This is a genomic window from Cellulomonas fimi (assembly GCF_028583725.1).
In the GTDB taxonomy this organism is placed as follows: domain Bacteria; phylum Actinomycetota; class Actinomycetes; order Actinomycetales; family Cellulomonadaceae; genus Cellulomonas; species Cellulomonas fimi_B.
In genome coordinates this window covers 464,583-477,039 of the sequence record NZ_CP110680.1, presented here as the reverse complement: position 1 = coordinate 477,039, position 12,457 = coordinate 464,583, and the positions used below count along the sequence as shown (strand labels likewise).

The window sequence follows — 12,457 nt, the reverse complement described above, 5'->3', positions numbered from 1 at the left end:
TCGCGGGTGTGCCACCATCAGCGCCCATGGGATGGAGGCGGGCCGCGTCCGTCGGGCGCCTGCGGCAGGAGTACCTGGCCCTCGACGCCGACGGGGACGCCGCCGGCGCGGAGCGGCTCGCGCGTCGCCTCGTCGAGCAGCACCCGGACGACGGGGCGACCTGGTTCAACCTCGGCCTGTACGCCAAGGCACGGCGGGACTGGCCGGCGAGCGCGCGGTGCAACAGCCGAGCGCTCACGCTGGCGAGGCGTACCCAGGACGAGCCGGCGGCGTGGAACCTCGGCATCGCGGCGACCGCCCTGGGCGACTGGGCCGAGGCGCGCCGGGCCTGGCGCGCCTACGGTGTCGACGTGCCCGACGGCGACGGGCCGGTCGAGCTCCCGCTCGGGCACGTCCCCGTCCGTCTCAACCCCGACGACGACGGCTCCGGCGGTCCCGCGGCCGAGGTCGTCTGGGCCCGTCGGCTGTCCCCGGCGCACGTCCGGGTGGTCAGCGTCCCGACGCCCCCGAGCGCGCACCGCTTCGGCGACGTGCTCCTCGTCGACGGGGTCCCGCACGGTGAGCGCTTCGACGGGCGCCGGTGGGTGTCCGTCTTCGACGAGATCGCCGTGCTCGAACGGTCGACGGTGCCGTCGTGGACCGCCGAGGTCACGGCGCCGTCCGCCGCGTGCACGACCGCGTTGCGGGACGCCGCCGCGATCGTCGAGGTCGAGGCCCAGGACTGGACGGCCACCGTCCGGCGCCTCTGCGTCGCCTGCTCGACCGGGCGCCCCGGTCCCGGGCACGACCACGAGGAGACCGACGAGTGGTCGCCGGACCGCACGTTCGGGCTGAGCGGCACACGCACGGCCGTCCGCGAGCTCCTCGACGCGTGGGCGCGGGAGCGCCCCGGCCGCGACGTCGTGTCGGTGACGGAGATCGTCTGACGCGCGCCGCCCCGGCAGGACGCGCGGTCAGTCCGCGCGGACCAGCGGCTCGGCGAGGACCGAGCGGAGCAGCGGGCGGCTGGTCTCGGTCGCGGCGAGGACGAGCAGGCAACCGCCGACGAGGCACCCCACGAGCAGGGCGATGCCGCGCCAGTCCGCGAACGCGGCCGTCTTGAACAGCGGCGACAGCATGACGACGGCGACGAGCGACGACCCGCCGGCGACGCGCACCATCGGCCCGGTCACCTCGCGGCGACGGACGGCGTCGAGCAGCTCGACGGGCATCCCCGCGAGGTGCGCGAGCGCGTACTCGCGGCGCCGGTCGAGCACCGTCGACGCCTGCTGGATCCCGGCGGACACCGCGGCGAGCAGGAACGCGATGACGAGCGTGAGCATCGCGCCGGTGACGAGGTCGTCGTCGAGGATCTCCCCCTGCCGGTCGACCTGCTGGCCCGACGTGAACATCGGCAGGACCGCGAGCGCGCCCGCGACGAAGCCCGCGAGCCCGAGCCCGCCGACGACGCGCCACGCGCCGCGCGGGTCGTCGGCGAGGCGGCGGGCCGCGAGCAGCCGGACGGGGGTGCGGGCGCGGCGCGCCTGGACGCGGCCCATGATCCCGAGCACCCAGGGCCCGACGAGGTTCATCGCCCCGAACCCGGCGGCGAGGAACCCGAGCAGGACGGCGACGAGGGCCGCGGCGAGGCGTCCGGCGGCGGCGGTCGCGATCGCGAAGCCGACGAGCGCGGCGGCGAGGACGACGACGCGCACGACCTTGAGCCCGGGCGGCGTGGTGCGGCGCGCGACGCCGAGCGGCGACACGACGACCCGGCGCAGCGACACGAACCCGCTGACGGCGGCCAGCACGGGGACCGCGACGAGCACGGCGAGCACCGGGAGCGGCCCGACCCACAGCTCGCCGACGGAGAACGTGCCGCCCTGGAACGGCACGAGCGCCCACACCGGCAGCAGCGCGACGTAGCCGAGCACGCCGATCACGGCGCCGACGAGCCCCTGCACGCACGTCTCGAGCAGCGACAGCGCGACGACCTCGCGCGGGGTCGCGCCGAGCAGCCGCAGCGTCGCGAGCCGGGCGTCGCGCCGGGCGACCCCCATGCGCGCGGCGGCACCGGCGAGGGTGACCAGCGGGACGACGAGCAGGATGAGGGCGGTCCACGCGAGCTGCACGTACAGCATGCCGAGCTCGCGCTGGAGGGCGTCCGCGGGGTGCGCCGCACGCTCGGCGAACCCGAGCAGCCCGCCGACGACGGACAGCGTGAGCGCGGTCGACACCGCGAACGCGGTGACCGACAGCGCGGTGGTCACGCGGGTGTCACGGCCGCCCGCACGGCGCAGGTGGGGCGCGAGCGCGACGACGGCGTTCACAGCCGCACCTCGTCGACGACGCGCCCGTCGCGGACCTCGATGCGCCGGCCGCACCACGCGGCCACCTGCGGGTCGTGCGTCACGACGACGAGGCACGCGCCGACCGACCGGGTCGCCTGCGTGAGCAGCCGCATGACCTCGAACCCGTTGGCCTGGTCGAGCGCGCCCGTGGGCTCGTCGGCGAAGACCACGTCGGGCTGCGTCACGAGGGCCCGCGCGACGGCGACGCGCTGCGCCTGACCGCCCGAGAGCTCACCGGGACGGCGGCCCTCCATGCCCGCCAGCCCGAGCGAGTGCAGCCAGCGGGTGGCGAGCTCGGTCGCCTCGCGGCGCGGTGTGCCCTTGAGCATCGCGGGGAGGGCGACGTTCTCGACCGCCGGGAGCTCGGGCAGGAGCTGCCCGTTCTGGAAGACGAAGCCGTAGTGCGAGCGGCGCAGCAGCGACCGCTCGCGCTCGTCGAGCGCGTGCACGGGTCGGCCGCGCAACGTCACGGTCCCGGCGTCGGGCACGAGGATGCCGGCCAGGCAGTGCAGCAGCGTCGACTTGCCCGACCCGGACGGGCCGGTCACGGCGAGCGCCTCGCCGTCGGCGAGGTCGAGGTCGACGCCGGCCAGGGCGGTCGTCTCGCCGAACCGCTTGACGAGGCCGCGGGCGGACACACGGACGGTGGTGGCCGTACCGCCGGCCACGGGGACGGCGCCGGTCGCAGGGGTGCTCATGGCGTCCAGCGTGCCGGGGCCGCGGTCCGACGCGCGTCCCCCGGCGGTCCCGCCGTGCGGAACGTCGACGCCGACCGCGGTCCGACCACGGACGCCCGCGCGTCCGACCGGGGGCGGACGCGCCCTCGCCCCGTCGTCGCGACCCGCACCTCCCACCGGGTGATACCGGACAGGAATCGTGGACGCGGCTCGCCCGACGGCCCGACCCACCTAGACTGCCCACCGTGATCTTCAAGGCGGTGGGCGAGGGCAGGCCCTACCCGGACCACGGGTACGAGAGCCCCCGGCAGTGGGCCGAGGTCTCGCCGCGCGTCGTGCGCCTCGACCAGCTCGTGACGACCAAGCGCACGCTCGACCTCGACGCGCTGCTCGCCGAGGACTCCACGTTCTACGGCGACCTGTTCGCGCACGTCGTGCAGTACAAGGGCGTCATGTACCTCGAGGACGGGCTGCACCGCGCCGTGCGGGCCGCGCTCCAGCAGCGTGCGGTCCTGCACGCGCGCGTGCTGGTCGTCGAGTCGGGCACGGGCGCGGCGGCGGCGGAGGAGCCGGGCGGCGAGCCGGCCGACGACCTCACGGCCGTCGCGACCCCCGTGACCGCCACGGCGGACACGACCAGCGCGACCGCTGCGAGCGGCGAGGCCGGTGCGACCACGGAGACGGTCGAGCCGTGAGCGACCTCGACCGAGCCCGGGCGCTGCGCCGCCGGCACATGCACGAGCGGCAGGCCGTGATCTTCGGGGTGCTGCTCGCCGGGCTCGCGGTCGCGGGCCTCGGCGCGACGGCCGTCTACACGGGCAGCGTGAACCTGCCGTTCGTGGCGCGCGGCTTCAGCACCGCGCCCCCGCCGCCGGTCCCCGACCCGGACCCGTGCCCGCCCGCGGGCACGCTGCCGCTGGCGTACAACCAGGTGACGATCACCGTGCTCAACAGCACCAGCCGTGTCGGCCTCGCGGGCGGCGCGGCCGCGGAGCTCACGCAGCGCGGGTTCGTCGTCGCGGGCTCGGGCAACACGCAGCCCGCCTTCGACGGGGTGGCCCGCATCTCGTTCGGCGTGGCCGGTGCGGCCGCCGCGTACACCCTGGCCGCACAGCTGGAGGGCGAGGACCTGCACCTCGTCGTGCGGGAGGACCCGTCGGTCGACCTGACGCTCGGCACGCAGTTCGCGGAGCTCACGCCCGCCGACCAGGTCGTGCTCGACCCGTCCGTGCCGCTCGTGGCGCCCGAGGGCTGCGTGCCGCTCGACCAGGCCGCCATCGAGACCCCGGAGCCGGAGACGCCCGCGGCAGACGGCGCGGAGGCGCCCGTCGAGGGCACGGAGGAGCAGGCCCCGCAGGGCTGACCCCTCCGCGCCCGGTCCGGGTCAGTCGCGCGGCGACTCGGCGACGGGCACCGACGTCGGGGTCGCGGGCTCGGCGCCCGTCCCGCGCCAGCGCGCCACGACCCGCATGAGGTGGTAGAGCCCGATCGCGGTGGCGGTGCCGAGCGCGATGCCCTCGAAGCGGAGCTCCCCGACGACCCACGTGTAGTTGGCGACACCGACGACCAGCGCGATCGCGGCCGGGACCAGGTTGACGGGGTTCGAGAAGTCGACGCGGGCCTGGATCCAGATGCGTGCGCCGAGCAGGCCGATCATGCCGTAGAGCATCGTCGTCGCCCCGCCGAGCACCCCGTCGGGGATCGTCTTGATCAGCTCGCCGAACTTCGGCGACAGGCTCAGCACCAGAGCGCCACCCGCGGCGACCCAGTACGCGGCGGTCGAGTACACGCGCGTCGCAGCCATGACGCCGATGTTCTCCGCGTAGGTCGTCGTGCCGGAGCCGCCGCCGAGGCCCGCGAGCGACGTCGCGACCCCGTCGGCGAACAGCGCGCGGCCCGTGAGCGGGTCGAGGTCGCGGCCCGTCATCGCGGCGACGGACTTCACGTGGCCGACGTTCTCGGCGACGAGGACGAGCACCACGGGGACGAACAGGCCGAGGATCTCCACGTCGAAGGACGGTGCGGTGAACGGCGGCAGGCCCACCCAGGCGGCCTCGCGGAACCGCGTGAAGTCGACCTGGCCCTGCAGCAGCGCCGCGGCGTAGCCGACCAGGACGCCGACGAGGATCGACAGGCGGCCGAGGATGCCGCGGAACAGCACCGTCGTCAGGACGATCGCCCCGAGCGTGACGACCGCCGTCAGCGGCGCCTTCTGGACCGAGCCCCACGCGACGGGCGCCAGGTTGAAGCCGATGAGCGCGACGATCGCACCGGTCACGACCGGCGGCATCACGACCTCGATCCAGTGCGACCCCGCGACGTGCACGACGGCACCGACCGCCGCGAGCACCAGGCCCGTGACGAGGATGCCGCCGACGGCGACGGACTGGCCGCCGCTCGCCGTGGCGGCCACGACCGGGGCGATGAACGCAAAGCTCGACCCGAGGTAGCTGGGCAGCCGGTTGCGGGTGATCAGCAGGAACGCGACCGTGCCGATCGCGGAGAAGAAGAGCGTCGTCTGCGGCGAGAAGTCCGTGATGAGCGGGACCGCGAACGTCGCGCCGAACATCGCGACCACGTGCTGCAGGCCGATCCCGACGGTCCGGGGCCACGTGAGCCGCTCGTCCGGGGCGACGACCGCCCCCGGTCGCACGTTCCGCCCGTCCCCGTGCACCGCCCAGCCCAGACCCGCCATCGACCGCTCCCGTCACGTCGTCCCGGCCACCTCCCGGCGCCGGCTGCACCGCAGGGTACGGCCCCTGCGGCGCTCGACGCGCGGACCGCGGTCCCACGTGCCACGGTGACCCTGAAGAGCGCGACCCACCTGCCGAGGAGGAGTCCACGATGACCGAGCCCGACGTCCCCGAGACCCGCCCCGCACCGTCCGGCGTCATCCCCGGCGGCGCACCCGACCCGGTCCGCGACACCGCGCCGCACGCGGCGCCCGCGCCCGACGACGCCGAGACGCAGGACAGCAGCTACATCGACGACTCGACGCCGCGCGTGGTGCCGGTCGTCGGCGCCGGCCCGGCCGTCCCGCCGCCACCGGCGCGCCCGATCCAGGAGTAACCCGGCCCCCGTCCGGCCCGCACGCCCGGCGCCGTGCGGGCCGGACCGTCCGCGTGCCGTCGCGGACGCGACCGGTGTGGAACCCCGACACGGCCGTCGTGACGCCGCTATAGCCTGGGGCCGCTCGTCCGCCCTCGTCCCGCACGGCCGCCGGAGGCTCCCCTGCACCGCTTGCTGCGCTCCTTGACGGCCGTCTGGGTCGCGTTCCTCGCCGTGCACGCCTGGCTGGCGTACGTCGGCGTCGTGCTCATCCCGCAGAAGGCGTTCTGGGACCTCGAGCTCTACCGCTACTGGATGTGGCTCGGCGTGCACGAGGGGCAGTGGCCCGTCCTGTCCGGCGACTGGGTGTACCCGGTCGGCGCGATCGGCCCGATGCTCGCCGCCGCCGCGACCGGTCAGTGGACCGGCCCCGCGTACGCCGTCACCTGGTCCGTGCTCGTCACCGCGCTCGACGCCGCCGCGCTCGGGGTCCTGCTGCACGCGCCGCGGCTCGCGCGTCCCGCCGGGACCGGCGGCCGCCGGCCGCACGAGCCGCGCACGACGACGGGCGCCTGGTGGTGGATCGGGTTCCTCGCGCTCCTCGGTCCCATCGCGATGGGCCGGCTCGACGCCGTCGTCGCGCCCCTGGTCGTCGTCGCGCTCGCCGTCACGCTGCGCCACCCGCGGGTGTCGTCGGTGCTGCTCACCGTCGCCGCCTGGATCAAGGTCGCCCCGGGTGCGCTGCTGCTCGCGGTGGTCGTGGCGGTGCGCCGGCCGTGGCGGGACGTCGTGCTGCCCGCGGCCGTCGTCAGCGTCGTCGTCGTCGGGGCCGTGCTGGCGCTCGGCGGCGGCGCGCACGTGGCGTCGTTCCTCGGTGAGCAGGAGGACCGTGGGCTCCAGATCGAGGCCGTCGGCGCGACGCCGTGGGTGCTGGTCGGCGTGTTCAGCGACACCGTGCGCCGCCACCTCAACGAGCCGATCGTCACCTGGGAGGTGTCCGGCCCCGGCACGGCGGGCGCGGCCGACGCGCTCGGCGCGCTGTTCTTCGTCGGACTGGCGGCGTGCGCCGCGCTGCTGTGGTGGCGTCGGCGGCACCTCGGGGACCGGTTCTGGGAGGACGCGGTCGCGCAGCGCGAGCTCGTCGTGCGCGGGGCCCTGCTGCTGGTGCTCGCGACGATCGTCTTCAACAAGGTCGGGTCGCCGCAGTACGTCGGGTGGCTGGCGCCGCCGGTCGCGGTCGCGCTCGCGCTGCGGCTCCCGGGCTGGCGGACGACCGCGTGGACCGTCGCCGGTGTCGCCGCGGCGACGCAGGTCGTCTTCCCGTGGGGGTACGACCAGATCCTCGGGGGCGGGCTGCTCGTCACCGCCGTCCTCGCGGCCCGCAACGTCGCGCTCGTCGTGCTGCTCGTGACGACCGCCCGCGCCCTGCTGCGGCCGCCCGCGCACGACCTGCCGCCCGCGGCGGGCGATGCGCCGGGAGCCGGTGCGCCGACGACCGCGGACGCCACCGCGGCGACCGGCGGGCCGTCGGCGCCCACGGGTGGGTCCGGTGAGCTGGCGACGCCCGCGCCCGCGGGGGCGACCGGCCCCCGGACGCCGCAGACGGCGCCGCTGCACGAGGCGAGCGACGCCGTCTGACGGCATGCGGTGACGCGAGGCGTCACCTGCGGACGGTGCGTCAGCTGCGGGGCGGGTGCGCCTGCGCGGACGCGATGAACGCGAGCATCGACGCGCGGGACGACCCGTCGTCGATCGCGTCTTCCGACAGCCCGGTGGCCGTCGTCCACGCCTTCTCCGCCGCGTCCTCCCCCGCGAGCGCGGAGTACGTCACGACGTAGTCGGCGAGCGGCCCGGTGAACCCGGACTCCTCGACGGCGGCCGAGATCCGCTCCGGGTCGACGCCGGTCGCGAGCGACATCTGCACCGGGCCCATGGGGATGAGCTGGATGCCGAGGATCGCCGACGGCTCAGGGCTGAACCACGTCGCGTAGTCACGCTTCGCGCCCCAGCTGATCGAGAACACCTCGTGGCCGAACCCGTCGAGCGCGGGGTCGTCCAGGTCGGGCGCCGTCCAGTACGCGCGCGCCGACGCGGCCTCCGTGGAGGTCATCCACGCCGCCTGCGTCGCGAGGTCGTCCTGCCCGGACGCCTGCGCCCACAGCCCGAGGCCGTTCCACGCGTTGACGGCCTCCGAGGACGACTCCTGGTTGTTGCCGTCCGCGAAGGGCGACGTGCCCGACGCCCACGAGTGCCCGAACCACGGGTCGAACGACCGCAGCTGCGGCAGCTCGTCCGTCGGGGTGGCCGAGGCGATGTCGGCGGCGAGCAGGTCCATGACCGGCGCGAGGTCCTCCGCGAGCGACTCGTCGTCGGCCGACAGGAGGCCGGCCGCCGCGAGGAGGTACCCGTAGTGGAAGTGGTGGTCGTTGAGCTCGTCCGACCCGAACGAGGGCGTGAGGCCGATCGCGGACCGGGCGGCCGCGTCGTAGACGACGCAGCGTGCGTCCCGCTCGGCGCAGCCGTCGGGCTCCGCCCACTCGCGCAGCGCGTCGGTCGTCCGGGTGCGCAGGTCGGCCACCACGTCGTCGGCGCCGAGCTGCTCGCCCAGCGTCACGAGGGACGCCGCGCGGAACAGCGCCTTCCCGCCGAAGTACGTGTCCGACGGGAACGGCTCGGTGGCCGCGACGTCGGCGCGCAGGGCGTCGACGATCGCGGTCCGACGGTCGTCGGGGACGCCGTCGAGGTCGAGCGCGCCCGTGGGCCGCACGGTGGGCGCGAACGCCGACAGGTGCGAGCCGGCGCAGAGCTCGAGCGTGCCGTACACGCTCGGGTAGGTGCCCAGGTCGCAGCCGTCGCGCTCCGGCTGGGTGCCGGTGCGCTGGTGCGGCGCGAGCACGTAGGCCGACGGCGTGCCGCCCGCGGTGTTGTACGTGAGGGTCGTGCGGGCCACGTCGTCGTCCACGCCGTAGGTCACGTCGACCCCCGTGACGGGGTCGGCGGCGGCGGTCGCGAGCGCGGCGGCCGCGTCGGCGTCGGCGTCCTGCGGGACGGGGTACCAGGTCGCGGTGTCGCCCGCGGCGAGGGTGGTCGAGCCGCCCTCGGCGCCGACGAGCGCCCAGTCGGTGCCCACGACGGTGGCTGTCGCCGGCTCGCCGTCGCCGCCGCCCGAGAACGAGCTGCCCTCGGCGGTCGCGTCCAGCGTGAGGTCCCGCTCGGCCGTCAGGCTGACGAACGGCGAGCCCTCGGCGAGGACGACGTGTCCCAGCACCGCGCCGGTCGCGTCGAGCAGGTCGACGGTCACGCTGACGGGGTCGGCGGCGCTGACCTGTGCGGACGCGGCGCCAGCGTCGACGGTCACGGCCGGGACGTGCGGTGCGACGACCGCCTTGTCGCTGGCCACCGGGTCCGGCAGGCCGAGCGTGAAGCCGGTGTCGGTGAGCGCGAACGAGACCGGCTGCGCGAAGACCGGCTGCGGCTCGTCGCCGAACACGAGCCCGCTGTACCAGCGGTTCGTCGGCGGGACGACGCCCTCGGCGAGGCGCACGGGCGCGATCTTGCCGACGGCCTTCTGCTCGACGCCGGCCGTCAGCGCGGCCGTGTCGACCTCCGGGGTGCGGGCGTCGGGCGGGCCGGCGACCGGGGCGTCCGGTGCGGAACCGCCGCCGGACCCGCCGGCCGCGGGGGCGCTGCGCCCCCACGGGCCGACGAGCACGACGACCGCGGCGAGGGTCACCACCGCGAGGGCGGCGATCCCGGCGATCAGCCAGCGGCGGCGACGGGGCGCCGGTGCGGGCGGGGACAGGGGCGGGTGGTCCGTGGTGCGTGCCGTCATCCGAAGAGGCCCTTCAGGTAGGTCTTGACGGAGTCGGCGGTGCGGGTGACCACCCCGTCGTTCGTGAGGTGGAGCTCCGCGGTCACGGGGGTGCCGGCCGAGACGAGCCCGTCACCGTCACCCTCCACGAGCTCGTCGCCCGTGATGGTGAAGACGGCCTGCGCCTGCCCGCCGACGGTCTCGACGTCGTTCCGCTCGACCGTCGCGGCGATCTCCCGCTGGTCGGGCAGCACGACGGTCACGTCGGCGCCGTCCGGGACGCGGGCGTACTCCTTGGCGGACAGCCGGTACTCGGCCTGCACGTAGAGCGTGCCGGCGCGCTGGACGGTGGCGAGCTCGGACGCCGACTGCACGAACGTGCCGCGCTCGGAGCCGACCTTGGTGACCGTGCCGTCGCCCGTCGCGAGGATGACGAGCTTGCCGTCGGGGTCGATCTGGGTGGCCTCGGTCGCCTGGCGGGCGAAGCCGTTGCGGATGTCGTACTGCAGGGTCGCGGAGTCGATGACGAACAGGGGGTCGCCCGTCTTCACGGTGTCGCCCACGTCGACCTTCTGGTCGACGACGAGACCCGAGTACGGGGTCCCGACGCTGTACGTGCGGGCGAGGATCTGCGCGGAGTCGCTCGTCGCGACCCCCCGGGTCTCGTTGAGCTGGTACGTCGCGAGCGCGGCGATCATCGCGACGACGATCACGCCGACGACGAGTCGGATGCGGCTGGCCCAGGTCATGCGGCACCTCCGGTGAGTGCGAGCTTCGGGTCGGCCGCGTCGTTGCGACGGGTGGACTCCTGGTCGGCGCGGGCGGCGCGGGCCGCGAGACGGCCGGCGTGCCCCTCCTTCCAGGCGGTGATGACGAAACCGCCGAGGATCAGCGTGTTCGTCGCGTTCCAGGCGAGCGCGAGGCTCAGGTAGCCGTTGCCGAGGTCCTTCCAGACGCCGACGACGGTGGTGAGCAGCAGGAACACGAAGAACATGACCTGCGGCTGCATGAAGGCGAACGGCGAGCGATAGGCGCCCTTCTGGCCGGTGACGTGCCACTTCTGGTCCTTGCGGAAGATCGCGTTGACCAGGGCCCTCGTGTAGATCGGGAACGACACGGACGCGAGCAGCAGCACCTCCCACCGGAAGGAGCCGAGCGTGTAGAAGGCCAGGATGATCTGCATGACGTAGAACCCGGCGTAGTACAGCGCCCACTGGCCGGGCGTGATCGACAGGTTCATCGGGGTGAGGTCGAAGAAGATCTGCAGCGGCGGCACGAGCAGCAGGAGCAGCGGTGCGATCCCCGTGAGGTAGTGCGTCGCGGTCACCGTGTACATGAGCCGCTGGTCCATCGTCAGGCGACGCTTCCGGGAGAGCGGGTTGTGGGTGAGCATGATCTCGAAGCCGCCGGTCGCCCAGCGGAGCTGCTGCTTCGTGTACGCCTCGACGGTCTCGGGCGTGTCACCCACGGCGAGGGTCGTGGGGATGTAGATCGTCCGCCAGCCCTTCTCGTGGAGCATGAGCGACGTCCACACGTCCTCCGACTTCGAGTCGGAGTAGATGCCGCCGATGGAGTCGATCGCGGCGCGGCGGAAGATCACGTTGGTGCCGACGCAGAACGCGGCGTTGAACCGGTTCCGGCCCGGCTGGACGAACTTGTAGAACACGGCCTGCATGTAGCCGGCGCCGCGGGAGATGATCGTGTGCAGGTTGCCGTACGTCTGCGGGGTCTGCACGAACGCGACGTCGTCCGTCGCGAAGAACGGCACCGTCTCGTGCAGGAACTCGGGCTTCGGCACGAAGTCCGCGTCGAACACGACGAAGAAGTCGCCGCGGGTCAGGGACAGCGCGTGGTTGATGTTGCCGGCCTTCGCGCCGTTGCTCGACAGGCGCCGCACGTAGCGGGCCCCGAGCTCGGCGGCGAGGTCGCGGACCTCGTCGCTGCGGCCGTCGTCGAGCACGTAGGTGTCGTGGCGGCCCTGCATGGCGACGGCCGCCGTGACGGTGCGTCGGATGGTGTCCAGGTCCTCGCCGTACGTCGTGATGAAGACGTCGACGCTGATCGGCCACTCCTGGAGGTACATCCGCCAGTCCTGCGGACGCTTCTCGGTCTTGTCGCGGACGATCTCCGCGATGTCGTACAGCCTGTCCTGCGCGAGGTGGAACCCGAAGTTGCGCGGGTTGTGCCCGCTGGACAGCACGGTCCACATCGCCAGCAGCGCGTGGACCACGAGCACCGTCTCCGCGAGCATGACCATCACGTACGGCAGCCAGTCACCCCGGTTGGCCGGGTTGAGCAGGAAGACCGCGTAGACGATGACGCCGGTCGCCGCCAGCAGCACGAGCAGCAGCAGCGACGGGCTCTGGGCCTCGTTGTTCTCGGGTGTGCGGGTCGGTCTGATCCGCTCGGACTCGGTCCTGCGCGGCTCGATCACGAGCCTGTCGAAAGTTGTGGCCACGTAGCGCCCCCATGGTGGTCGTCCGGTCGAGCGGAGGGCTCGTGACAGAACCCTCCGTTGCGACGGCGACGCTGGCGCCGGGCCCACGAGAAGCGGGAGGCGCCGCAGGAACCCGGTTGCGTCGGGTGGGTTC

General features: G+C 74.5%; 10 protein-coding genes and 1 pseudogene. 5 read left to right on the top strand and 6 right to left on the bottom strand.

The features are described 5' to 3' along the window. Positions 1 to 26: 26 nt before the first annotated feature. Positions 27 to 926: a tetratricopeptide repeat protein gene (locus tag OOT42_RS02185; protein ID WP_273653329.1), complete on the top strand. Its 900-nt coding sequence runs from the start codon at positions 27 to 29 to the stop codon at positions 924 to 926. A 27-nt stretch (positions 927 to 953) separates the two neighbouring features. Here the strand turns inward: OOT42_RS02185 and OOT42_RS02180 are convergent, their stop codons facing one another. Then, positions 954 to 2,309 carry an FtsX-like permease family protein gene (locus OOT42_RS02180; protein ID WP_273653328.1) on the bottom strand — a complete coding sequence of 452 codons (1,356 nt, stop codon included), beginning with the start codon at positions 2,307 to 2,309 and terminating at the stop codon, positions 954 to 956. After that, a complete protein-coding gene (locus tag OOT42_RS02175; RefSeq protein WP_273653327.1) occupies positions 2,306 to 3,028 on the bottom strand; it encodes an ABC transporter ATP-binding protein in 723 nt (240 codons plus the stop codon). The genes OOT42_RS02180 and OOT42_RS02175 overlap by 4 nt, the downstream gene beginning before the upstream one ends. Before the next feature lie 224 nt (positions 3,029 to 3,252). Here OOT42_RS02175 and OOT42_RS02170 point away from each other — a divergent pair. Both OOT42_RS02170 and OOT42_RS02165 read left to right on the top strand, forming a co-directional pair. Continuing rightward, positions 3,253 to 3,546 (top strand): annotated as a pseudogene (locus OOT42_RS02170) (type II toxin-antitoxin system VapB family antitoxin); the annotation flags it as partial. 152 nt (positions 3,547 to 3,698) lie between these two features. Further along, positions 3,699 to 4,370 (top strand): LytR C-terminal domain-containing protein, encoded by a 672-nt coding sequence (locus OOT42_RS02165; RefSeq protein WP_273653326.1) that lies wholly within the window; start codon positions 3,699 to 3,701, stop codon positions 4,368 to 4,370. 21 nt (positions 4,371 to 4,391) lie between these two features. On the opposite strand, the gene OOT42_RS02160 is transcribed toward OOT42_RS02165, so the two are convergent. Continuing rightward, the gene (locus tag OOT42_RS02160) at positions 4,392 to 5,702 is read right to left on the bottom strand and encodes a uracil-xanthine permease family protein (protein ID WP_273653325.1); all 1,311 of its coding nucleotides are present in this window, start codon (positions 5,700 to 5,702) and stop codon (positions 4,392 to 4,394) included. 149 nt (positions 5,703 to 5,851) lie between these two features. On the opposite strand from OOT42_RS02160, the gene OOT42_RS02155 reads away from it, so the two are divergent. Both OOT42_RS02155 and OOT42_RS02150 read left to right on the top strand, forming a co-directional pair. Next, positions 5,852 to 6,076, top strand: a complete 225-nt coding sequence (locus OOT42_RS02155) for a hypothetical protein (protein ID WP_273653324.1) — start codon at positions 5,852 to 5,854, stop codon at positions 6,074 to 6,076. 171 nt (positions 6,077 to 6,247) lie between these two features. After that, complete coding sequence (locus tag OOT42_RS02150; protein WP_273653323.1) at positions 6,248 to 7,693, top strand: glycosyltransferase 87 family protein; 1,446 nt, start codon at positions 6,248 to 6,250, stop codon at positions 7,691 to 7,693. 40 nt (positions 7,694 to 7,733) lie between these two features. Here the strand turns inward: OOT42_RS02150 and OOT42_RS02145 are convergent, their stop codons facing one another. From OOT42_RS02145 to OOT42_RS02135, 3 genes are read right to left on the bottom strand one after another with little or no spacing between them, the layout of a single operon-like run. Further along, positions 7,734 to 9,887, bottom strand: coding sequence for a glycosyl hydrolase (locus OOT42_RS02145; protein ID WP_273653322.1), 2,154 nt, complete (start codon positions 9,885 to 9,887; stop codon positions 7,734 to 7,736). Next, positions 9,884 to 10,615: an HlyD family efflux transporter periplasmic adaptor subunit gene (locus tag OOT42_RS02140; protein ID WP_124343538.1), complete on the bottom strand. Its 732-nt coding sequence runs from the start codon at positions 10,613 to 10,615 to the stop codon at positions 9,884 to 9,886. The genes OOT42_RS02145 and OOT42_RS02140 overlap by 4 nt, the downstream gene beginning before the upstream one ends. Next, positions 10,612 to 12,324, bottom strand: a complete 1,713-nt coding sequence (locus OOT42_RS02135) for a glycosyltransferase family 2 protein (RefSeq protein ID WP_273653321.1) — start codon at positions 12,322 to 12,324, stop codon at positions 10,612 to 10,614. Before OOT42_RS02135 ends, OOT42_RS02140 begins: the two co-directional genes overlap by 4 nt. Positions 12,325 to 12,457: the final 133 nt, after the last annotated feature.